General features: G+C 73.4%; 20 protein-coding genes. 12 read left to right on the top strand and 8 right to left on the bottom strand.

From position 1 onward, the window contains the following. Positions 1-27: 27 nt before the first annotated feature. Positions 28-909 (bottom strand): SIS domain-containing protein, encoded by an 882-nt coding sequence (locus ACH4C6_RS11885; RefSeq protein ID WP_398108417.1) that lies wholly within the window; start codon positions 907-909, stop codon positions 28-30. Positions 910-1,025: 116 nt separating this feature from the next. On the opposite strand from ACH4C6_RS11885, the gene ACH4C6_RS11890 reads away from it, so the two are divergent. Beyond that, complete coding sequence (locus ACH4C6_RS11890) at positions 1,026-1,805, top strand: DeoR/GlpR family DNA-binding transcription regulator (protein ID WP_398108418.1); 780 nt, start codon at positions 1,026-1,028, stop codon at positions 1,803-1,805. A 122-nt stretch (positions 1,806-1,927) separates the two neighbouring features. After that, the gene (locus tag ACH4C6_RS11895) at positions 1,928-3,763 is read left to right on the top strand and encodes a glycoside hydrolase family 15 protein (RefSeq protein WP_398108419.1); all 1,836 of its coding nucleotides are present in this window, start codon (positions 1,928-1,930) and stop codon (positions 3,761-3,763) included. Between the two features lie 3 nt (positions 3,764-3,766). Here the strand turns inward: ACH4C6_RS11895 and ACH4C6_RS11900 are convergent, their stop codons facing one another. Continuing rightward, positions 3,767-4,735, bottom strand: coding sequence for a hypothetical protein (locus tag ACH4C6_RS11900; RefSeq protein ID WP_398108420.1), 969 nt, complete (start codon positions 4,733-4,735; stop codon positions 3,767-3,769). A gap of 189 nt (positions 4,736-4,924) precedes the next feature. Between ACH4C6_RS11900 and ACH4C6_RS11905 the strand changes: the two genes are divergently transcribed. From ACH4C6_RS11905 to ACH4C6_RS11915, 3 genes are all read left to right on the top strand, one after another. Continuing rightward, positions 4,925-5,137, top strand: a complete 213-nt coding sequence (locus ACH4C6_RS11905) for a heavy-metal-associated domain-containing protein (RefSeq protein WP_398108421.1) — start codon at positions 4,925-4,927, stop codon at positions 5,135-5,137. A gap of 2 nt (positions 5,138-5,139) precedes the next feature. Continuing rightward, complete coding sequence (locus ACH4C6_RS11910) at positions 5,140-7,383, top strand: heavy metal translocating P-type ATPase (protein WP_398108422.1); 2,244 nt, start codon at positions 5,140-5,142, stop codon at positions 7,381-7,383. A gap of 142 nt (positions 7,384-7,525) precedes the next feature. Then, positions 7,526-8,227, top strand: coding sequence for a phosphatase PAP2 family protein (locus ACH4C6_RS11915; RefSeq protein ID WP_398108423.1), 702 nt, complete (start codon positions 7,526-7,528; stop codon positions 8,225-8,227). Between the two features lie 65 nt (positions 8,228-8,292). Here ACH4C6_RS11915 and ACH4C6_RS11920 read toward each other — a convergent pair whose 3' ends face one another. The 4 genes from ACH4C6_RS11920 to ACH4C6_RS11935 all read right to left on the bottom strand — a co-directional run bounded on the left by ACH4C6_RS11920 (position 8,293) and on the right by ACH4C6_RS11935 (position 11,767). Continuing rightward, positions 8,293-8,745: a phospholipase gene (locus ACH4C6_RS11920; RefSeq protein ID WP_398108424.1), complete on the bottom strand. Its 453-nt coding sequence runs from the start codon at positions 8,743-8,745 to the stop codon at positions 8,293-8,295. Between the two features lie 254 nt (positions 8,746-8,999). Continuing rightward, positions 9,000-9,491 (bottom strand): hemerythrin domain-containing protein, encoded by a 492-nt coding sequence (locus ACH4C6_RS11925; RefSeq protein ID WP_398108425.1) that lies wholly within the window; start codon positions 9,489-9,491, stop codon positions 9,000-9,002. A gap of 89 nt (positions 9,492-9,580) precedes the next feature. Next, positions 9,581-9,751 (bottom strand): hydrophobic protein, encoded by a 171-nt coding sequence (locus ACH4C6_RS11930; protein ID WP_398108426.1) that lies wholly within the window; start codon positions 9,749-9,751, stop codon positions 9,581-9,583. Between the two features lie 117 nt (positions 9,752-9,868). Next, a complete protein-coding gene (locus tag ACH4C6_RS11935) occupies positions 9,869-11,767 on the bottom strand; it encodes an NAD-binding lipoprotein (RefSeq protein WP_398108427.1) in 1,899 nt (632 codons plus the stop codon). 290 nt (positions 11,768-12,057) lie between these two features. Between ACH4C6_RS11935 and ACH4C6_RS11940 the strand changes: the two genes are divergently transcribed. From ACH4C6_RS11940 to ACH4C6_RS11965, 6 genes are all read left to right on the top strand, one after another. Then, positions 12,058-14,070 carry a flavin monoamine oxidase family protein gene (locus tag ACH4C6_RS11940; protein WP_398108428.1) on the top strand — a complete coding sequence of 671 codons (2,013 nt, stop codon included), beginning with the start codon at positions 12,058-12,060 and terminating at the stop codon, positions 14,068-14,070. A gap of 220 nt (positions 14,071-14,290) precedes the next feature. After that, entirely contained in the window at positions 14,291-15,274 is a 984-nt protein-coding gene (locus ACH4C6_RS11945) for a Bug family tripartite tricarboxylate transporter substrate binding protein (RefSeq protein WP_398108714.1), read from the top strand. Further along, entirely contained in the window at positions 15,271-15,813 is a 543-nt protein-coding gene (locus tag ACH4C6_RS11950; RefSeq protein WP_398108429.1) for a tripartite tricarboxylate transporter TctB family protein, read from the top strand. Before ACH4C6_RS11945 ends, ACH4C6_RS11950 begins: the two co-directional genes overlap by 4 nt. A 1-nt stretch (position 15,814) precedes the next feature. Beyond that, on the top strand, positions 15,815-17,308 hold the full coding sequence (locus ACH4C6_RS11955; protein ID WP_398108430.1) for a tripartite tricarboxylate transporter permease: 1,494 nt from the start codon (positions 15,815-15,817) through the stop codon (positions 17,306-17,308). Between the two features lie 166 nt (positions 17,309-17,474). Then, positions 17,475-19,109: a cellulase family glycosylhydrolase gene (locus ACH4C6_RS11960; RefSeq protein WP_398108431.1), complete on the top strand. Its 1,635-nt coding sequence runs from the start codon at positions 17,475-17,477 to the stop codon at positions 19,107-19,109. A 147-nt stretch (positions 19,110-19,256) separates the two neighbouring features. Continuing rightward, positions 19,257-20,246, top strand: coding sequence for a sporulation protein (locus tag ACH4C6_RS11965; protein WP_398108432.1), 990 nt, complete (start codon positions 19,257-19,259; stop codon positions 20,244-20,246). A gap of 47 nt (positions 20,247-20,293) precedes the next feature. Here ACH4C6_RS11965 and ACH4C6_RS11970 read toward each other — a convergent pair whose 3' ends face one another. Further along, positions 20,294-21,337: a M56 family metallopeptidase gene (locus tag ACH4C6_RS11970; RefSeq protein ID WP_398108433.1), complete on the bottom strand. Its 1,044-nt coding sequence runs from the start codon at positions 21,335-21,337 to the stop codon at positions 20,294-20,296. A 6-nt stretch (positions 21,338-21,343) separates the two neighbouring features. Then, on the bottom strand, positions 21,344-21,730 hold the full coding sequence (locus ACH4C6_RS11975) for a BlaI/MecI/CopY family transcriptional regulator (RefSeq protein ID WP_398108434.1): 387 nt from the start codon (positions 21,728-21,730) through the stop codon (positions 21,344-21,346). A gap of 142 nt (positions 21,731-21,872) precedes the next feature. On the opposite strand from ACH4C6_RS11975, the gene ACH4C6_RS11980 reads away from it, so the two are divergent. After that, positions 21,873-22,448 (top strand): TerD family protein, encoded by a 576-nt coding sequence (locus ACH4C6_RS11980; RefSeq protein WP_398108435.1) that lies wholly within the window; start codon positions 21,873-21,875, stop codon positions 22,446-22,448. The last annotated feature ends 5 nt before the right edge of the window (positions 22,449-22,453 follow it).

Here is a 22,453-nt window from a genome sequence, read left to right on the forward strand (position 1 = left end):
TGGGTGGGGAGGCGGGCGTCCGGCGGGTCAGGGGGTGAGGATCACGGAGCGGGTGAGGTGGCGCGGGCGGTCCGGGTCGAGGCCCCGGGTGGCGGCGACGGCGACCGCCAGGCGCTGGGCGCGGACGAGTTCGGCGAGCGGGTCGAGCTCGCCGCTGATCCACGAGGCGCCGGTGGCGCGCACCTGGTCGGCCAGTCCGTCCGGCGCCTCACCGAGCATCCAGGTCGCCGTGCCCGCGGTGCTGACGCTGATCGGGCCGTGCCGGTACTCCATCGCCGGATAGGCCTCCGACCAGGCCAGCGCGGCCTCCCGCATCTTCAGGCCGGCCTCGTTCGCCAGGCCGACGGTCCAGCCGCGGCCCAGGAAGGTGAACTGGCCGCAGTCCGCGAGTCCTTCGGGCAGCGGGTCGGCCAGTGCCGTGCGGGCGTCGGCCACCGCGCGGTCGGGGTGCAGACCGACGTGGGCGCGCAGCAGGGTCAGGGCGGTGGTGGCGAACCGGGTCTGCACGACCGAGCGTTCGTCGGCGAAGTCGAGGACGGCCAGGTCGTCCGCGGCCTCCGCTACGGGGGTGCCGGGGTCCGCGGTGATCGCGGTGGTGCGGGTGCGGCCCTTCAGCCGGCCGAGCAGTTCGAGGACTTCGGTGGTGGTGCCGGAGCGGGTCAGGGCGACGACCCGGTCGTAGGCACGGCCGTGGGGGAACTCCGAGGCGGCGAAGGCGTCCGTCTCGCCCTGGCCCGCGCCCTCGCGCAGGGCGGCGGCGGCCTGCGCCATGAAGTACGAGGTGCCGCAGCCCACGACGGCGACCCGCTCCCCCGGCGCCGGCAGCACCCGCGCGTGGCCCGGTGCCTCCGCGGCGGCACGGGCCCAGCACTCCGGCTGGCTGGTCAGCTCGTCCTCGACATGCGTCATACGACACCCTCCGGTCTGCTTGTTCCTGCAAGATAGCGTCTGGTTTCGAACATCATCAAGCATCGCGTGCAGACCGGTGCAGTAGGGTCGCCGGGAGATCGAGAGTGGAGGTGCCCATGTCGCGCGACGCCCGCTGGAAGGCGCTGCTGGAACTGCTCGTGGAGCGCGGCCGGCTGGACGTCGAGGACGCGGCCCGCGAGCTCGGGGTGTCGGCGGCGACGATCCGCCGGGACTTCGACCAGCTCGCGGAGCAGCAGATGCTGGTGCGCACCCGGGGCGGTGCCGTGGTGCACGGGGTGTCGTACGAGTTGCCGCTGCGCTACAAGACGGCCCGCCGCGCCTCGGAGAAGCAGCGGATCGCCAAGGCCGTGGCGGACCTGGTGGCGCCCGGTGAGGCGGTGGGCCTGACCGGCGGGACGACCACCACCGAGGTGGCCCGGGCCCTTGCCGTGCGCGGGGACCTGGCCTCCGGCACCCCGGCCCTGACCGTCGTGACGAACGCGCTGAACATCGCGAGCGAGCTGGCCGTGCGGCCGCAGTTCAAGATCGTGCTGACCGGCGGGGTGGCCCGGGCCCAGTCCTACGAGCTGGTGGGGCCGCTCGCGGACGGCGTGCTGGGGCAGATCACCGTCGACGTGGCGGTGCTCGGCGTGGTCGCCTTCGACGTCCGGCACGGCGCCGCCGCCCACGACGAGGCGGAGGCGGCGGTCAACCGGCTGCTGTGCGAACGGGCGGAGCGCGTGGTGGTGGCGGCCGACTCCAGCAAGCTGGGACAGAGGGCGTTCGCCCGGATCTGCGCGGCCGGCACGGTCGACACCCTGGTCACCGACACGGCCGCCGACCCGGGCGCGGTGCGGGACTTCGAGGAGGCGGGACTGCGCGTCGTGACCGTCTGAGGGCGGCTTCACCGGGCCCCAGGGCCTGTCGGACGATTCCCGCCGCCGCCCGGAGGCAGGCGGGAAGTGTCGGACAGGCCCTAGGCTGGTGCACAGGCGCCTGTCGGGCCAGGGAGGCTGTCATGGGCGTGACGGCGGAAGACAGCGGCGGAGCGGGCGGTCGGCGGTACGTGCCGATCGCCGAGCACGGGCTGATCGGTGATCTGCGCAGCGTGGCGCTGGTGGGGACCGACGGCACGATCGACTGGTACTGCTGCCCGGCGTTCGACGCGCCGAGCGTGTTCGCCTCGATCCTGGACGCCGAGCGCGGCGGCTGCTTCGAGCTGGCGGCGTCCGTGCCGGCCCGCACCAAGCAGTTCTACTTCCCGGACACCAACGTCCTGATCACGCGCTTCTACACCGAGGACGGCCTCGGTGAGGTGCAGGACTTCATGCCGGTCGACGGCGAGTCGTCGGAGGCCGAACGCCACCGGCTGATCCGCCGGGTGGTGTGCGTGCGCGGCTCGGTCCCGTTCCGCACCCGGGTGGCTCCCCGGTTCGACTACGGCACGCGCCCGCACACCGTGCGGCTGACCGGCGAGGTGGCCCTGTTCGAGTCGGGGGACGTCTCCCTGGCACTGACGGCGACCGTCCCCCTGGAGGCCGACGGCTCCGACGTGCGCGGGGACTTCAAGCTGAGCGAGGGCGAGACGGCGGTGTTCGCGCTGGACAAGGTGGGCGGCGAGGTGACGCCCCGGCACTGCGCGCACACGGAGGCCGAGGAGCAGTTCGCGGCGACGGTGGCGTACTGGCGGCGCTGGCTGGCGGGCTCCCGGTACAAGGGCCGCTGGCGGGAGATGGTGCACCGCTCGGCCCTCACGCTGAAGCTGCTGACCTACGCGCCGACCGGGGCGATCGTGGCCGCGCCCACGACGAGCCTGCCCGAGAACCTCGGCGGGGAGCGCAACTGGGACTACCGGTACGTGTGGGTGCGCGACGCGGCCTTCTGCGTCTACGCCCTGCTGCGGCTGGGCTTCTCCGGCGAGGCCGAGGCGTTCATGCGGTTCGTGAGCCGGCACATCAGCCCCGGGGACGGCGCACACTCCGGGCCGCTGCAGATCATGTACGGCATCGACGGGCGCACCGACCTGCCGGAGCGGGAGCTGGACCACCTGGAGGGCCATCACGGCTCGGCGCCGGTGCGGGTCGGCAACGCGGCGGCCGACCAGCTCCAGCTCGACATCTACGGGGCCCTCATCGACTCCATCTACCTGTACGACAAGTGGGCCCAGCCGATCTCCAGCGACCAGTGGGACGACGTGTGCGCCCTGGTGGACTGGGTGTGCACGCACTGGGACCAGCCCGACGAGGGCATCTGGGAGACCCGCGGCGGGCGCAAGAACTTCCTGTACTCGCGGCTGATGTGCTGGGTGGCCGTCGAGCGGGCCATCCGGATGGCCAACCGGCGCGGGCTGCCCGCCGACCTGCCCCGCTGGCGGGAGTGCCGCGACACCGTCTACCGGCGGATCATGAGCAGGGGCTGGTCCGAGGAGCGCCGGGCGTTCGTCCAGTACGAGGGCGCCGACGTGCTGGACGCGTCCGTGCTGATGATGCCGCTGGCGAAGTTCATCGCCCCGCGCGACCCGAAGTGGCTGTCGACGCTGGACGCCCTCACCGAGGACCTGGTGTCCGACTCGCTGGTCTACCGCTACGACCCGCGCTCCAGCCCGGACGGGTTGCGCGGCGACGAGGGCACGTTCTCCATCTGCTCGTTCTGGTACGTCGAGGCCATGGTGCACGCCGGCCGGATCGACGACGCCCGCCTCGCCTTCGAGAAGATGCTGACGTATGCCAACCATCTCGGCCTGTACGCCGAGGAGATCAGCCACACGGGCCAGCAGCAGGGCAACTTCCCGCAGGCGTTCACCCACCTCGCCCTGATCAGCGCGGCGTTCAGCCTGGACCGGGCCCTCGGCTGAGGCTCAGTGCCCGTGCCCGTGCCCGCCGTCCGGATGCCCCTGGGGGGTGTCCGTCGCGGGCGCCGTGCCCCCGGCCCGCACGGTGAACGCCGCCGTGTGGACCCGCCCGTCGTGCTTGAAGTCGAGGAACAGGCGGTAGGACCCGGCGCTCGGGGCGGTCGCGGTGAACGAGATCTCCGGGCCGGGGCGGGTCGAGCCGTCCCCGGGTTCGCCGTTCGGGTGGACGTGCAGATAGGTGAGGTCGCCGGCGCGCAGGGCGACCAGGTGGCCGTAGGCGCCCAGGTAGGGCTGGAGGTCGGTGACGGGCCGGCCGTCACGGGAGACCTTCAGTTCCAGTTCGCTCGCCCTGCCGGGGTCCAGCCGGCCGGCCAGTTCGACCTCGTAGCCGCCGGTGGTGGTCTCGGCGCTCGGTGCGGGGAGGTCCTGCGGCCGGTAGGGGCCGGTGGCGGCGAGGTCGGCGCCCAGGGTGAGGTTCCCGGCGTCCTTCGCCGCCGGGGTGAAGTCGGCGAAGACGCGGTAGCCGCCGGCGCGCGGCAGGTCGACGGGCGTGCTCCAGGTGCCGTCCGCGGCCCGGGTGGGGTGCAGGTGGCGGTAGGTGACCAGGTCCCGTGAGGCCACGATGAGGTGGAGTTCCTTGTCGTGCTCGCGCTGGTAGGCGGTGAGCGCGCGCCCGGCGGCGTCCCGCACGGTGAAGCGCAGGTCGGCGCGCCGGCCCGCAGTGACGCGCGGGGTCTTCAGGTCGAGGGTGTAACCGCCTTCGGAGATCTGCAGTCCGCCGGCCGGGGGTGTGTCGTGCCCGGCGTGGCCGCGGCCCGGCTCCGCGCGCTCCGGCGAGGGTCCGGGGTGGTCGTCCTCGTGCCGGGGCGGGCCGTCCGCGACGACGGGGTCGACCCCCTGCCCCACGCCGTAGGCCGTGCCGAACGTCGCGGCCAGGGCGACGGCGAAAGTGGTGATCTTCAGTCCGGTGTTCATGGCCGTCGGCTCCTTCGGATACCGGTTCGCTCCCGCGAGTGCGGGGTCTCCATGCAGCTCACCATACCCCTGGGGGGTACCAAGTCAAGCGGTTCCCACGCTTGCGTCGTATACCGGGTGGGGGTATACAAGAAGCGCGGCGGAGATACCCCCGCCCCGTATGCGTGGATCTCTCAGAGGAGGCACCCGATGCCCGCCACCACCTATGCCGTCTCCGGAATGTCGTGCGGCCACTGCCGGACCGCGGTGACCGAGGCCGTCGGCGAGCTGGCCGGGGTCAGCGGAGTGGAGGTCGACCTCGACGCCGGGCACGTCACCGTCACCGGACCCGGCGAGCCGGACGACGAAGCCGTCGCACGGGCCGTCGACGAGGCCGGCTACGAGCTGACCGGACGGGTCTGACCATGACCACCGCCACCACCGGCGCCGAAGCCGTGGTCGAGCTCGCCATCGGCGGCATGACCTGCGCCTCCTGCGCGGCGCGCATCGAGAAGAAGCTCAACCGCATGGACGGGGTCACCGCCACCGTCAACTACGCCACGGAGAAGGCGAGGATCGGCTACACCGGCGACGTCTCCGTGCACGACCTGATCGCCACCGTCGAGGCGACCGGCTACACCGCCCAGGAGCCGGCACCCCCCGGCGAATCCGGTCCGCCCGGCGCCGCCGCCGACGAACTGCGGCCGCTGCGCGAGCGGTTGATCACCGCCGTGCTGCTGGCGGTACCCGTCGTCGCCCTGGCGATGATCCCGGCGCTGCAGTTCACGTACTGGCAGTGGCTGTCGCTCACGCTCGCCGCGCCCGTCGTGACCTATGCGGCGTGGCCCTTCCACAAGGCGGCGCTCACCAACGCCCGGCACGGCGCCGCCACCATGGACACGCTGATCTCGGTGGGAGTCTCGGCCGCGTTCCTGTGGTCGCTGTGGGCGCTGTTCCTCGGCACCGCGGGCACGCCCGGCATGACCCACCCGTTCGAGCTGACCATCGAGCGCACGGACGGGGCCGGGAACATCTACCTGGAGGCCGCCGCGGGCGTGACGGCCTTCATCCTGGCCGGCCGGTACTTCGAGGCGCGTGCCAAGCGCAGGGCCGGAGCGGCCCTGCGGGCCCTGCTGGAACTCGGCGCCAAGGACGTCACCGTGCTGGACCGGGACGGCCGGGAACGTCGGGTCCCCGTGGCGCAGTTGCGGACCGGCGACCGGTTCGTGGTCCGGCCCGGGGAGAAGATCGCCACCGACGGGACGGTCCTGGAGGGGTCCTCCGCCGTGGACGTCTCGATGCTCACCGGGGAGTCCGTGCCCGTGGAGGTGCGGGCGGGCGACGCGGTCACCGGCGCCACGGTCAACGCCGGCGGGCGACTCGTCGTGCGCGCCACGCGCGTCGGCGCGGACACCCAACTGGCCCGCATGGCGCGGCTGGTGGAGGACGCCCAGAACGGCAAGGCCGCGGCGCAGCGGCTCGCCGACCGGATCTCCGCGGTGTTCGTGCCGGTCGTGATCGCCCTGGCGCTCGGCACGCTGGGCTTCTGGCTCGGCAACGGCGCCGGGCTGACGGCGGCGTTCACCGCCGCGGTCGCCGTCCTCGTCATCGCCTGCCCCTGCGCCCTCGGCCTGGCCACCCCGACCGCGCTGCTGGTCGGCACCGGCCGCGGCGCCCAGCTCGGCATCCTCATCAAGGGGCCCGAGGTACTGGAGTCCACCCGCCGCGTCGACACCGTCGTCCTCGACAAGACGGGCACGGTCACCACCGGCCGGACGACCCTGCTGGCCGTGCACACCGCCGACGGCACCGGCGAGGCCGAGGTGCTGCGGCTGGCCGGCGCCCTGGAGCACGCCTCCGAGCACCCGGTCGCCCGGGCCGTGGCGGACGCGGCGCTGGAGAAGCTGGGCACGCTGCCCACGCCGGAGGACTTCGCCAACGTGCCGGGACTCGGGGTGCAGGGCGTCGTCGACGGCCACGCCGTGCTCGTCGGCCGGGAGCGGCTGCTGGCCCAGTGGGCCATGGAGCTGCCGCCGGGGCTCGCCGAGGCACGGGCGGCGGCCGAGGAGGCCGGGCGCACGGCCGTCGCGGTCGCCTGGGACGGTGCGGCACGGGCCGTGCTGGAGGTCGCCGACGCGGTGAAGGACACCAGTGCGCAGGCGGTCGCCCGGCTGCGGGCGCTGGGCCTCAGGCCCATCCTGCTGACCGGTGACAACGAGGCGGTGGCCCGGTCCGTCGCGCGGGAGGTCGGCATCGACGAGGTGATCGCCGAGGTGCTGCCGCAGGACAAGGTCGACGTGGTCAAGCGGCTGCAGGCACAGGGCCGGTCGGTCGCCATGGTCGGCGACGGCGTCAACGACGCGGCGGCGCTCGCGCAGGCCGACCTCGGGCTCGCCATGGGCACCGGCACCGACGCCGCGATCGAGGCGGGCGACCTGACCCTGGTGCGCGGTGATCTGCGCACCGCCGCAGACGCGATCCGCCTGGCCCGCCGCACCCTGGGCACCATCCGCTCCAACCTCTTCTGGGCGTTCGCCTACAACGTGGCGGCCCTCCCGCTGGCCGCGTCCGGCCTGCTCACCCCGATGCTCGCCGGGGCGGCCATGGCCTTCTCCTCGGTCTTCGTGGTGGGCAACTCGCTGCGCCTGAGGACGTTCCGAGCGGCATAGCGACGACGGCGCGGGCGCGCGGGTCACCGGGGTGGCCGCCCGCCGAGCGGGCACTCGTCCGGTACCGGCCCGCGGGGGCGCCGAGCGTGCGCCCGGAGTGAGCCGGTACCTTGCTGAAGAAGGCCACTGCGGGGAGAAGCACATGACCGATCCGACGACCACAGCCGCGGACGCCCCTCGTCCGCTCCCGGGGGACGAGCCGTCCCCGCTCCGGCCCGTGCGGCTGGCGAAGGCCGTGCTCGGTGATCTCAGGGCCGTGGACGGCGCCCTGTACGCGGCGGTGGCCGCCACTCCGACACCCACGCTCGACCGGGCACTGCGCCATCTGTCCCGCGCGGCCGACCACTCGAAGATCTCCTTCGGCATCGCCGCCGCGCTGGCCCTGGCCGGGAAGCGGCCGCGCAGGGCCGCTCTCGCCGGTGTCGGCGCCATCGGCGTGGCGTCGGCCTCGGCCAACCTCCTCGGCAAGCGGCTCGTGCGCCGCGCCCGGCCGGACCGGGAGGCGGCCCGGGTGACGGTGGACCGGCACGTGCGGATGCCGACCTCGGCGTCGTTCCCGTCCGGACACACCGCGTCCGCCGTCGCGTTCGCCACGGCGGTGGGTGTCGTGCTGCCTCCCGCCGCGGTGCCGCTCGGCGCGCTGGCCGGTGCCGTCGGCTACTCACGCGTCCACACGGGCGTCCACTACCCGGGCGACGTGGCGGCGGGCGCGGTCCTCGGCATCGCCAGTGCCGCGGCGGCGCTGGCCGCGGCCGCGGCCACCCCGTCGACGAGGACGCAGGCCCTGCTGGCGGCGGCCCGTTCGTGGCCGCGCCTCGGCATCGGGATCGCCCTGCGCCGCTGAACCAGGCGGCGGCCGGGCACGGGCACCCGGCCGCCGCGAGGTCGGCTCCTCGAACCGACGCCTGGTCAGCCGAAGGCGCGCACCGCCTGGTAGTACGTCCACGCGGTGCTGTTGCAGGAGGTCTTCGTGGCGCCGCCGTACGCGGCACAGACCCGCTTGAGGTCCTCGTAGAAGGCGCTGTCGATGCGGGACTTGTTGGCGCTGAAGGTGCCGGCCGCCTTGTAGTTGCGGTAGCCGAAGTCGTGCCGGGCGCAGGACAGGGAGAAGGGGAAGCCGAAGGGGTTGTCCGGTGAGGAGGAGCAGTAGTCGGTCGACCAGTCGAAGGCGTACGCGGACCACGCGGCCTGGTTCGCCCGGGCGGCGGCCCAGGTGCTGTAGCTCGACGCGCTGGTCTGCGTCCAGCTCGCGAGCACCTGGGGCTTGTCGGCGGGGGCGGCGCTCGCGGTCGTGGCGGTGCCCACGACGGTGACGAGGGCCAGGGTCGAAGTGGCGAGACCGGTGGCGAGTCTTCGGTGCATCCCACACCTCCATCAGCCGCGGCCCGTCCATCGGACCGCAGGTTCATGACAAGAGGATGACCACGTCCGCTGGACGCTCACACCTGTCGCACCGCAACAGTGCTTGAATTCCGATCGATCGCGGGGAAACGCCAGGCGACCGGACGCCCCGTCAGGTCAACGGGACACCGGACACACCGGGAGCCCGGACCCCTGGTGGGTCTGGGCTCCCTCGCGCTCGTCCTGGTGGGGCCGGGCGTACCGGCCCCGACGGGTCAGGACTCGACGATCTTGCGCACGTTGTCCACGGAACCGCAGCCGGCCTTCAACTGGCGCTCGCGCTCCTCGAGGAAGGCGACGCCCAGCTCCTCGCGCCGTTCCATCGCCACGTTCTCGCGCGCACCGTTGAGGATGGTGCGCTCCTCCTCGTCGGCGTGGTGGGTGATGGCCTCGACCAGCTCCTCGAGCTTCTCGTCCCACTCGTCGGAGCCGACCTCGTCCACCTGGAGGAGGGCGAGGAGCGCCTCGTTGCCCTCCTCGTGCTCGTGCTCGCCGTGCTCGACCTCGTCGTCGTCGATGTTCTTGTACCGCTTCAGCGCCGGGTACACCTCGGACTCCTCGGCGACCGCGTGCGCGATCAGCAGGTCCGAGAATTCGCGCAGGGCACCCTCACGGTCGGCTTCGACGCTGCGCATCTGACGGAAGAGCTCTTCCATGCGCCGATGGTCCTGGAGAATGAGCTCGACGACGTCGTTCGTGTCGGCCATGAACAGGAACCCCTTTCGTACGGAGAATTGAGTCTTTTCCCTTTACCCCGTTCCCGGCGTTCCGTGCCCGGGGAACGGGCCGGCCGGGCCTACCAGCGGTACCAGCGGCTCCGGCGGCCGCCACTGCCCGCACCGCGCAGCACGAAACCGAGCAGCCAGACCACCAGCACGATCACCGCGACCCACCACAGCGCCTTCAGCGCGAATCCGGCGCCGAAAAGGATCAGGGCCAGCAGCAGGACGAGAAGCAAGGGAACCATTCTTGTCCACCTCCGCCACTCCTGATGCCCGGCCTTTCGCTGAACACACAGCCGCATTGCATCGTTTTTCCAGGTGGCTTATGGGCAGGCGGACGGATTCGACGGCACGGGGGGGCGTCAGTCCCGGCCGACGACGACTACCTCGTCCCCGGCCGTCCAGCGGCGCCGCTCGGCCTTGGGCGGGTTGACCCGCACCCCGTGGCCGGGGCCGGCCGCTGCCTCGTCGTGGCTGCGGTAGCCGATGGCGCACTCACCCCGTTGCCGTGCCGCGGCCACGACGGTGGCGAAGGCCGTCTCGCACCCGGGCAGCACGTAGTCGCCCGCCGGCCGCAGGCGGATGCCGGTGCCGTCGGCGGAGAACAGTTCCTCGAAGACCGCGGCCAGGTGCCGGTTCTGGGAGATCTGCGCCATCAGCAGGCCGATGAGCTTGCCGCTGATGATCACGTCGGCGCCCGGGCTGATGGGGGCCAGGGCCCGGTTGCGGTCGTCGACCAGCTCGGTGACGACCGGCAGCTCCCGCCCGGTGGCCTCCTCCAGCTGGCGCAGCAGCAGGAGCGTGACGAGCGTGCGGTTGTCGGGGTGGTCCGTGGTCTGCCCGGGCACGGGGTCCCGGCCGAGGACGATGACGCTGTCGTAGGAGTGCACGTCCAGCCGACGCAGGGTCTCGGGGCGGGTGACGTCCCCCTGGTGCAGGGTCAGGGCCAGGTCGGTGCCGTGGTGCGCGCCGGACTCGTGCACCTGCCGGACCGTCTCCTCGCCGCAGTCGGCCACCACGTCGACGGCCGACCCGGGCAGGGCGCGGCGGCGCAACTGGTCGACCATGAGCGGCGCCCTGCGGTTCCAGCCCAGCAGCAGGACCCGCTCCGGCCGCGCCGGTGTCGGTGGGCCGGCCGCCATCACCGCCTTGTCGACCCACTGCCCGCACTCGCCGGGCCAGGCCGTGTCGTCGTCGCGGGAGACGACGATGAGCAGATCGTCCGCGGCGATGGCCGTCTGCGGTGGCGGGGCGAGCAGCGGGGTGTCGCCGCGCACCAGTCCCACCACGCTGGAGGTCGGATAGGACAGCAGCGCGTCGCTGAAGGTCCGGCCGGTCAGGGACGCCTCACCGACCAGGTAGAACTCGTCGCCCGCGAAGTCCAGCAGCTCCTGGTGGACCAGGGAGAGCCCGGGGCGGCGGGCGGCCTGGACGATCAGCCGGGCCGTGACCGTGTCGCTCTCCAGGACGACTCCGCCCGGCCCGGCGGCGAGGACGGCGGCCAGCCGGTAGCGGTCGTCGCGGACGGCGGCGACGACGGGCGGGCGGCTCTTGGCCCCGGCCAGCGCGGCCCGCAGCGCCAGCAGCGTCTTGACGACCTCGGCGTCGGCGTCCGGCTCGTCCCGGGGCAGCACCAGCACGACACCGGCCGTCGCCGGGCTGGTCAGGGTCAGCACGGCCGGGTCGGTCGTGGGGCCGCTGCGGCAGATCAGCCGTGTGCGGCCGAGGGGCCCGGCCTTCGTGCCGAGGGCCTCCTCCATCGCGGTCTTGTCGCGGTCGGCGAGCACCGCCACCGCGGCGCGCCGCAGATTGGCGTTGGCGGCGACCAGTTCGCCGACCACCGTGAACACCTGCTCCGACCAACCGAGGACCACGACGTGCCCCTGTTCGAGCACGGTCGAGCGGCCCCGCCGCAACGCGGTGAGCCGTTCCGTGAGGGCCGTGGTGATCAGGCCGACCAGCGTCGACACGTACAGCAGCGCCACGAGGGCGAGCAGCACCGACATCGTCACGCGCAGCGGCGTGCCGGTCGCGCCGCCCAGCCGCAGGGTCTCCCCCGTCAGGTGCCACACCTGCCCCAGCCGGTCCGGCAGGGCCTCGGGCGCGTCCGGGTCGGTCCACACCACCACCGCGCTGGCCGGGACGACGACCGCCAGGCACAGCAGTGCCATCCACCCGACCAGGGCGGAGGCGCCACGGGCCAGTGTGCTGTCGAACCAGTAACGGGCCCGGTCACCGAACGAAGTGCGCCGCTGCGCCACCCTTCCCCTTCCGTCGCCCCGGCCCTTCCGTGCGCCGGTGGGCGCCGCCGTGCGCGTGCGGCGCGCGGACGGACGGAGAGCGCGGGTGTGAATACGCATGTCGCAGTCTGAGGGCTCGTACGGGACGGCGAGCGCGGTTCCGTCGCGCATTCATCCCTTCGGGTCCACCGAGCGTGCCGAGAGCGTCATCTCACGCGTGACGTGCGGGTTTTGCCCGGGATTCGCTCCTTGGGGGCAACGCCCGGGCGAAAGGCGGCGGCCCCGGATCGGCGACCGCTACAAAGATCGCCATGACTGAAGATCACGCGGTGGCGCGCCCGGACGGCGGCTTCTCCCGGCGGAGTTTCGCGGCGGTGGCCGGCACGGCCACCGTGGCGACGGCCCTCACCGGCGGTACCGCCACGGCCCTGCCCGCACCGGCCGCGCCACCCGCCCCCGGCGTCGCCCCCGGCGCAGCCCGGGGCGCCGACCCCGAGCGGTCCCTCGCCGTGGCCCGCGCCCTGCTCGTCCTCGACTCGGACGACCGCCCCCTCGTCCCGCGCTACCAGCGCGTCCTGCGGGACGGGCTGCCGCCCCGCCGGACCCGTCCCAAGGACGTCCTCGTCGTGGGCGCCGGCCCCGCGGGGCTGGTGACCGCCTGGCTGCTGAAGCGGGCGGGGCACCGGGTCACGGTCCTGGAGGCCAACGGCAACCGGGCGGGCGGGCGCGTCAAGACGTTCCGCAAGGGCGGGCACGAGGGCGCCGCGCAGCCGTTCGCCGACCCCCGTCAGTACGCCGAGGCGGGCGCGATGCGCCTGCCCGGCAGCCACCCGCTGGTCATGCAGCTCATCGACCAGCTCGACCTGAAGAAGCGGCGCTTCCACTACGTCGACGTCGACGAGGAGGGCCGCCCCGCCGCGCGCACCTGGATCCACGTCAACGGCATCCGGGTGCGGCGCGCCGACTACGCCCGCTCGCCCCGGCGCGTGAACCGCTCCTTCGGCGTCCCGAAGGCCCACTGGGACACCCCGGCCGCCGCCATCCTGCGCGCCGCCCTCGACCCGGTGCGCGACGAGTTCAGCCGCGTCGGGCCCGACGGCAAGCGCGTCGACAAGCCCCTGCCCGAACGGCTGCGCGGCTGGGCCCGTGTGGTGCAGCGGTTCGGTGACTGGTCGATGTTCCGCTTCCTCACCGAGCACGCCGGCCTCGACGAGCGCACCGTCGACCTGATCGGCACCCTGGAGAACCTCACCTCCCGCCTGCCGCTGTCGTTCATCCACAGCTTCATCGGCTCCTCCCTCATCAGCCCGGACACGCCCTTCTACGAACTGGAGGGCGGTACGGCCGTCCTGCCGGACGCGCTGCTGGAACGGGTGCGCAAGGAGGTGCGGTTCGACCGCCGGGTGACGCGCATCCAGTACCACCACCCCGACCGTCCGGCGCCGGAGGGGGGCCATGTGCGGGGCAAGGGCCCGCACGTGTGGGTCGACACCGTGTCCGAGGGCCGTGACGGCCCGGTCGTCCGCGAGCAGTTCACCGCCGACGTCGCCGTGGTGACCGTGCCGTTCTCCGGGCTGCGGCACGTGCAGGTCGACCCGCCGCTGTCGTACCGCAAGCGCCGCGCGGTCAGCGAACTGCACTACGACAGCGCGACCAAGGTGCTGCTCGAGTTCAGCCGCCGCTGGTGGGAGTTCGACGAGGCGGACTGGAAGCGCGAACTGAACGCCGTGAAGCCGGGCCTGTACGAGGCGTACCGCACCGGCCGGGCGCCCGCGGACGGCAGTCTGCTGGGTGCGCACCCCTCGGTGCCGGGCGGGCACATCACGGCGGCCCAGCGCACGCACTACGCCGCCAACCGCGCGATCGGGCGCGACCAGCCGGAGGCGGCCGGCGTGGTGGGCGGCGGCTCGGTGTCGGACAACGCCAACCGCTTCATGTTCAACCCCTCGCACCCGGTTCCGGGCAGCCCGGGCGGTGTGGTCCTCGCCTCCTACAGCTGGGCGGACGACGCCCTGCGCTGGGACTCCCTGGACGACGAGGCCCGCTACCCGCACGCGCTGTGCGGTCTGCAACAGGTCTACGGGCGGCGCATCGAGGTCTTCTACACCGGCGCGGGCCGCACCCAGAGCTGGCTGCGCGACCCGTACGCCTACGGGGAGGCGTCCGTGCTGCTGCCCGGACAGCACACGGAACTGCTGCAGGCGATCCCCGCGGCCGAGGGGCCGTTGCACTTCGCCGGGGACCACACGTCGGTGAAGCCGGCCTGGATCGAGGGAGCCTTGGAGTCCGCCGTCCGGGCCGCCCTGGAGGTGCACACCGGCTAGTCCGTCCCGAGCGAGGGGCCCCGGCGCGCAGGCGCCGGGGCCCTTTCGTCGTTGCGGACGCCCTGGGGCGGCGGCTGCGCCACGACCGCAATGACCACAACATCCGTTGGTTGCGCAAGCGAGACAGCCCGTCGGCGTCCGGGCACCATGTGGCCCACCTCACCCTCCCCCACAGGGCCTTTCCCTACCCGCAACGACGTACCGACAGGTGGTGGCACTCGTGCGCCTGCGCACCCCCCTCGCCCTGCTCGGGGCCGCCGTGCTCGTGTTCGCCGGACCTCCGCTGCTCACCGCCGGCAGTGGCTCCGGGACCGGCACACAGATCCCGGGCCTGCGCTTCATGGTCCCCAACACGCCCGGCGGCGGCTACGACATCACGGCCCGGACGGCCGCGAAGAACGCCGAGGACGCCGGACTGACCCACAACATCGAGGTGTTCAACCTGCCCGGCGCGGGCGGCACCGTGGGCCTGACCCGTCTGGTGAGCGAGCACGGCAACGGCAAGCTCGCGATGTCCATGGGGCTCGGGGTGGTGGGCGCCGTCCGGTCCAACGACGCCCCCAGGACGCTCGGCGACACCACCCCGATCGCCCGGCTCACCGAGGAGCAGGACGTGGTGGTCGTGGCGAAGGACTCGCCGTACGAGACGATCGACGATCTGATCGGCGCCTGGAAGGAGGACCCGGGCAAGCTGCCGGTGGGCGGCGGGTCCTCGCCCGGCGGACCCGACCATCTGGCCCCGATGCTGATGGCGAAGGCCGCCGGGATCCCGCCGAAGCAGGTCAACTACATCCCCTTCGACGGCGGCGGTGAGCTGCTGGCCTCCATCCTCGGCGACAAGGTCGCCTTCGGCGTCTCCGGAGTGGGCGAGTACCTCGACCAGATCAAGGCGGGCGAGCTGCGCCTGCTGGCGGTGACCGGCCCGGAGCGGGTCGAGGGACTGGACGCACCGACGCTGACGGAGGCGGGCTACGACGTGAACTTCACCAACTGGCGCGGCATCGTCGCCCCGCCCGGCCTGAACGACGCGGAGCGCGAGAAGCTCGTGCGGCTGGTCGAGGAGCTCCACGGCTCGGACGAGTGGCGCACGTCGATGGAGCAGAACGGCTGGGACGACGCCTTCCTCACGGGTGAGAAGTTCGGCGCGTTCCTCGACGCCGAGGACAAGCGCGTGGTGTCGGTGCTGAAGGAGCTGGGACTGTGACGACGACGCCGACCACCGGCGCGCCCCCCGCCGAGCAGGGTGAGCGCCGCTCCTGGCTGCGGGAGCACTCCGAACTCGGCGTGTGCGTCCTGCTGCTGGCGCTGGGCGTGCTCGTGCTGACCGACACGCTCACCATGCACGTCGACATCGCCCAGCGCGGCCCCGTCGGCCCGAGGACCGTGCCGGTCGTCGTCGGCGCCGGTCTGCTGGTGATCGCCGCGCTGCTCGCGGTGGACGTGCTGCGCGGCGGCCGGGGCCAGGCCGAGGGCGGTGAGGACGTCGACCTGTCCGAACCCGCCGACTGGCGCACGGTGTCGCTGCTCGCCGGGGTGTTCCTCGGCGCGGCGGTGCTGATCGAGCCGCTCGGCTTCCCCGTGGCGGGCGCGCTGCTGTTCTGGGGCGCGGCGTTCGCGCTGGGCAGCCGCAGGACCGACCGCGATCCGCTCATCGCGGCCGGGCTCTCCCTGCTCACCTACGTGGTCTTCGACAACCTGCTGGGAGTGCCCCTGCCCGGTGGCCCGCTGATGGGAGTGCTGTGACATGAACGCCTTTAACTCCCTCCTGGACGGCTTCGGTACGGCCCTCACCCCGATCAACCTGCTCTGGGCCGCCGTCGGGGTGCTGCTCGGCACGGCCATCGGCGTGCTGCCCGGCATCGGGCCCGCGATGGCGGTCGCCCTGCTGCTGCCGGTGACGTACGGGCTCGATCCGACGGGCGCGTTCATCATGTTCGCCGGCATCTACTACGGAGCCATGTTCGGCGGCTCGACGACCTCCATCCTGCTCAACACCCCCGGGGAGAGCGCGGCGGTGGTGGCGGCCATGGAGGGCAACCCCATGGCCAAGTCCGGGCGCGGCGCCCAGGCCCTGGCGGCGGCCGCGATCGGGCACTTCGCCGGCGGCATGGTCGGCACGCTCCTGCTCGTCGCCCTCGCGCCGACGGTCGCCGAACTGGCCGTGGACATCGGCGCCCCGGACTACTTCGCCATCATGGTGCTGGCGTTCATCGCGGTGACGTCGGTCCTGGGTTCGTCGCGGGTCCGGGGCCTGGCCTCCCTGCTCATCGGACTCACCCTGGGGCTGGTGGGCCTGGACCAGATGACGGGGCAGCAGCGCCTGACCTTCGGTGCGCTCCAACTGGCCGACGGCATCGACGTGGTGATCGTCGCGGTCGGTCTCTTCGCGATCGGCGAGGCCCTGTGGGTGGCCGCGCATCTGCGGCGCAGCCCGCCCGAGCCGATCCCGGTGGGCCGGCCCTGGCTGGGGCGGGACGACGTGCAGCGGACCTGGAGGTCGTGGCTGCGCGGCCCGTTCATCGGCTTCCCGTTCGGCGCGATCCCGGCGGGCGGCGCGGAGATCCCCACCTTCCTGTCGTACGTGACGGAGAAGCGCCTGTCGAAGCACCGGGACGAGTGGGGCAAGGGCGCCATCGAGGGCGTCGCCGGTCCGGAGTCGGCGGCGTCGGCCTCGGCCGCCGGCACCCTGGTGTCGATGCTGACCCTGGGCCTGCCCACCACGGCGGTCGCGGCCGTCATGCTGGCGGCCTTCCAGCAGTACGGCATCCAGCCCGGCCCGCTCCTGTTCGAGCGCGAACCGGACCTGGTGTGGGGCCTGATCGCCTCCCTGTTCGTCGGCATGGTGCTGCTGCTCGCGCTCAACCTGCCGCTGGCGCCCGTGTGGGCCAAGCTGCTGCGCATCCCGCGGCCGTACCTGTACGCCGGGATCATGTTCTTCGCGGCGGTCGGGGCGTACGCGGTGGGCGGGGAGGTCGTCGACCTGGTGATCCTGCTGGTCATCGGCCTGATCGGCTTCGGCATGCGCCGGTACGGCCTGCCGGTGCTGCCCGCCGTCATCGGCGTGATCCTCGGGCCCAACGCCGAGCAGCAGTTGCGGCGCGCCCTCCAGATCAGCGACGGCAGCGTGTCGGGCCTGGTCGACACGCCGTTCGCGGTGACGGTGTACGCGGCGATCGTGCTGCTGCTGGCCTGGCCGCTGCTGAAGAAGGCGGTGCGGCGCGGGCGCACGGCGGCCTGACCCCGCGGGGACGCCCGCGCAGGGGGCGCGGCTCGGACGAGCCGCGCCTCTTTCGCGTCTCGTCCGCGCCGGCCTCTTGACGGTCCGTGGGCACCGGTGGCTACATGCATGGGAGCGCTCCCATGTACGACGGACCGTCCCGTTCCCCCCACCCGCAGGAGCCCTCATGAGACCCCGCGCGACCCCCGTCCCCCGCGTCGCCGTCGCGGCCGCCGCGTTCCTGACCCTTCTGCTCTCCCTCCTCACCGCCGCTCCTCCGGCGGTGGCCGCCCCCATCGGCTTCCACGTCCGTGACGGCCGCCTCCTGGAGGCCGGCGGCAACGACTTCGTGATGCGCGGGGTCAACCACGCCCACACCTGGTACCCCGACCGGATCGGCTCCCTGGCCCACATCAAGGCCAAGGGCGCCAACACCGTGCGGGTCGTCCTGTCCAGCGGCGACCGCTGGACCCGCAACGACACCGCCGACGTGGCGAACGTCGTGGCGCAGTGCAAGCGGAACCGGCTCATCTGCGTCCTGGAGGTGCACGACACCACCGGCTACGGCGAGCAGAGCGGCGCCGTCCCGCTCTCCCGCGCCGCCGACTACTGGATCAGTGTGCGCGGCGCGCTCACCGGCCAGGAGGAGTACATCATCGTCAACATCGGCAACGAGCCGTACGGCAACGTCGGTCACGCCGCGTGGACGGCGGACACCAAGGCGGCGATCGCCCGGCTGCGCGACGCCGGTCTCGCCCACACGCTCATGGTGGACGCGCCCAACTGGGGCCAGGACTGGGCGTTCACCATGCGCGACAACGCCGCCTCGGTGTTCGCCTCCGATCCCGACGCCAACACCGTGTTCTCGGTCCACATGTACGGCGTCTTCGACACGGCCGCCGAGATCACCGCCTATCTCGACCGGTTCGCCGGCGCCAAACTGCCCCTCGTGGTGGGCGAGTTCGGCCATGACCACTCGGACGGCGATCCGGACGAGGACACCGTCCTGGCCGTCGCCGAGCAACTCCGCCTCGGCTACCTCGGCTGGTCCTGGAGCGGCAACAGCGCTGATGTCGGATACCTGGACATGGTCACGGGCTTCGACCCGGACCGGCTCACGCCCTGGGGTCAGCGCCTGTTCAACGGCGTGAACGGCATCGCCGCCACCGCCGAGGAGGCCGCGGTGTACTCCTCCGGGGGAGGCGACACCACGCCCCCGACCGCACCCGGCGCCCCCACCGCCTCCGGTGTGACGTCCTCCTCCGCCACCCTGAGCTGGGCCCCGTCCTCGGACGCCGGCGGCGTCACCGGTTACGACGTCGTGCGGATCGGCTCCGGCACCGAGACCGCGGTCGCCTCCACGACCGGCACCACCGCCACCCTGACCGGGCTGTCCCCCGCCACCTCCCACACCTTCGCCGTCTACGCCCGTGACGCCGCGGGCAACCGCTCGGCCCGCTCGGCGACGGTGACGGTCACGACCGCGCCGGGCGGCCCGTCACCGTCCTGCGGCGTCGGCTACCGGGTGACGGGCAGCTGGCCCGGCGGGTTCCAGGGCGAGATCGTCCTGCGCAACACCGGGACCGCCGCGGTCGACGGCTGGACGCTGCGCTGGACGTTCGCCGACGGCCAGCGGGTCGACAACCTCTGGGGCGGCACGGTGACGCAGAGCGGGTCCGCGGTGAGCGTGACGGCCGCCCCCTACACCGCGACGATCCCGGCCGGAGGATCGGTCACGCTCGGCTTCACCGCCACCCGGGGCGCCACCGACTCCGGCCCGGCGGCCTTCACGCTGAACGGCACCGCCTGCTCGACGAGTTGACCGCCCGCCTGGGCCGAGTGCCGCCTCTTTCGGCCGATTCCCGCCCGTGGGTGCCGCCGTGGAGCACGCACGGGCCGGAGCGGGACTATGCTTCTACACGCTTGTAGAGGCAAGCTCGTACACGTACGTGAAGGAGTGGACGCCACCATGGTGTTCAAACGACTGCTCGGGGCGATCGGTGTCGGCGGACCGACCGTCGACACCGTCCTCGACCCCGCCCCCGTCCGGCCCGGCGGCACGCTCGGCGGCCGGGTCGAACTGGAGGGCGGCAGGGCCGACTTCGAGATCGAGCACATCACCCTGGAACTCGTGGCCCGGGTGGAAGCCGAGCACGAGGACGGCGAGAGCGAGGGCGTCGTCGCCTTCGACCGGTTCACCGTGGGCGGCGGTTTCCGGCTCGCGGAGGGCGAGCGGCGCACCCTGCCGTTCGAGGTGACCCTGCCGTGGGAGACCCCGATCACCGAACTGCACGGCCAGAGCCTGGGCGTCGTCCTCGGCGTGCGCACGGAGCTGTCGGTGGCGGGTGCGAAGGACAAGGGCGACCTCGACCCGCTGGGCGTCACGCCGCTGCCCGTCCAGGAGGCGGTCCTCGAAGCCCTCGGCGGTCTCGGGTTCGGCTTCCGGTCGGCCGACCTGGAGCTCGGGCACATCGGCGGTACGGACCAGCGGCTTCCCTTCTACCAGGAGATCGAGCTCGTCCCGCCGCCGCAGTACGCCCAGCAGGTGCACGAGATCGAGGTGACCTTCCTGGCCCGGCCGGACGGCGTGGAGGTGGTGCTGGAGGCGGACAAGCGCGGCGGCTTCCCGGCACCCGGCCACGACGCGCTCACCCGGTTCGCCGTCTCCCACGACGGGGTCGAGCACCAGGACTGGACGGCGGTCGTCGACGGCTGGCTGCACCACCTGGTCGAGCACCGGGCCGGGTACGGCGTCCCGGCCGGTCACGGCGCTCTGCCGGCCCACGGTCACGAGGGGCACCACCACGGGGAGCGGCGGCAGGGTCCCGGCATGGGGACCGTGGTCGCCGCAGGGGCGGCCGGTCTCGCGGTCGGTGTCGTCGGCGGCATGGTCGCGAGCGAAGTGGTCGACGAGGTGGGGGACTTCTTCGAGGGCGAGGAGGAGGAAGAGGAGGCCTGAGCGGCCCCGGCGGATGTGCGGGCGCCGCGGAGAGCGGCGCCCGCTCCTCACAGCGGTGTCGCGGCGTGCAGGATGAGGACCATCGTGACGGCCGCGTTGGCCGACGACATCGCCGACACCGCCGTCCCGGCGGCCGCGCCCCAGGCCGCCAGGCCGACGGCCGTGAACACCGGGGGCCAGCTGCGCCCGGCGGGCGCCGGACCGAGCAGGGCCGCCACCCGGCGCGGCACCGGCCCGGGCGCGGCCAGGCCCGCGAGGGTCGGCGCCGGGGTGCCCCGCGAGACGAGGGCGGCCGCGCCGATGGCCCGCGCCACCGTGCGCCGGCTGCCGACCACCCGCGCCGCCTCCTCGTCCGCCCACCGCTCGGCCGTGTAGGCCACGGCGGTGCGCAGCGGACGCAGGAACGGGTTGGCCCGGGCGGCGAGTTGCACGGTGAGCAGGAACCGGTCGTGGCGCGCGGTGAGATGGGCCCGCTCGTGGGCGAACAGGGCGCGCCGCTCGGCCGGCCGCAGCCGCTCCAGCAGGGCGGTCGTCACCACGACCCGGCCCCTCCCCCGCCGGAGTGCGCGCCCCGGTCCCGGGCCCGGGTGGGCGGCTCCCGGGCCCCGGGCCGCGGCGGGGCGCCGCGCTCCCCCGCGCCCGGCCCCGTCGCCGGCCCGTCGCCCGCCGGGGGGCAGCGCGTAGGCGTAGGGGACGGCGTCCGGCAGGACCGTCACCTCCGTGTCCGGCAGCCCGGCCAGCGCACGGTGGGCCTGCCTGCGCACCCGGCCGTGCCGCCACAGCGCCCGGGCGCAGGCGGCGACCACCGCGCACAGGGCCGGGATGGCGGCCTTGCCGACGACCTCGTCGAAGGGCACGGCCGCCCGCACCTCCGGGTCCGACCAGCCGTCGGGCAGCGGGTTGCCCGGCAGTTGGGCGGTGCCGACCACCATGACCAGGGCCAGGCACACCGTGCTGCACAGTGCCAGCACCGCGGCCAGGACGGTCAGCAGCCGGGTCGCGGTGCGCGGGTGCAGATGCTGCTCGGCCAGGCGCGCGACCGGCCAGGCCGTGAGCGGCAGGACCAGCGGCAGGAAGACGAAGACCCCCATGCGGCGTCAGTCTTCCCCGTCGCCGTGTTCCTGCTCCAGCAGGTCCCGCAGCAACCGCTCGTCCTCGGGACCGAGCCCGGTGACGAAGCTCGCCAGGACGGCCTCGCGGTCGTTCTCGGCGTCCAGCACCTTGCGCATCTTGCGCGCCGCCAGACCGGCCTGGTCCGCGGCGGGGGTCCAGGCGAAGGACCGGCCCACCCGCTCCCGGGTGACCGCGCCCTTGCCCAGCAGCCGCGTCAGGATCGTGATCACCGTGGTGTACGCGAGGCCGCCGCCGAGGCGCTCCTGCACCCAGCCGGCCGTCGCCGGCCCGTCCGCCTCCCGCAGCGCCGACAGCACCAGCGCCTCCAGCTCGCCCTGCCCCCGCCGGGGCCGCTGCCGGTCATCCGTCACCGCCCTGCCTCCTTCGCGCCGCCCTGCGTTGCCCGTGCGGACATCGTATAGACCGGCCGGACCCGCCCCCCATCTTCTACAGTGCTGTAGATTCAATTCTGGCCCGTTCGCACCGGCCCGATTCACGTAGAAGGAGTGTTCCGTGGGAGTTTCCCTGTCCAAGGGTGGCAACGTCTCGCTCAGCAAGGAGGCGCCGGGGCTCACCGCCGTCCTGGTCGGTCTCGGCTGGGACGTCCGCACGACCACCGGCACCGACTACGACCTCGACGCCTCGGCCCTGCTCCTCGACGCCTCCGGCAAGGTCCCCTCCGACCGGCACTTCGTGTTCTACAACAACCTGCGCAGCCCCGACGGTTCGGTCCGGCACACCGGCGACAACCTCACCGGCGAGGGCGAGGGCGACGACGAGACCGTCGAGGTCGACCTCTCCGCCGTGCCCGCCGGGGTCGACCGGATCGTCTTCCCGGTCTCCATCCACGACGCCGAGAACCGCGGTCAGAGCTTCGGGCAGGTGCGCAACGCCTTCATCCGGGTGGTGAACCAGGCGGACGACCGGGAGATCGCCCGCTACGACCTGTCCGAGGACGCCTCCACCGAGACCGCGATGGTCTTCGGCGAGCTGTACCGGCACGGCACCGAGTGGAAGTTCCGTGCCGTCGGCCAGGGTTACGCGTCCGGGCTGGCCGGCATCGCCTCCGACTTCGGCGTCGGCGTCTGACCCCG

It is taken from the genome of Streptomyces sp. NPDC017943, assembly GCF_044328425.1.
Lineage (GTDB): Bacteria > Actinomycetota > Actinomycetes > Streptomycetales > Streptomycetaceae > Streptomyces > Streptomyces djakartensis_A.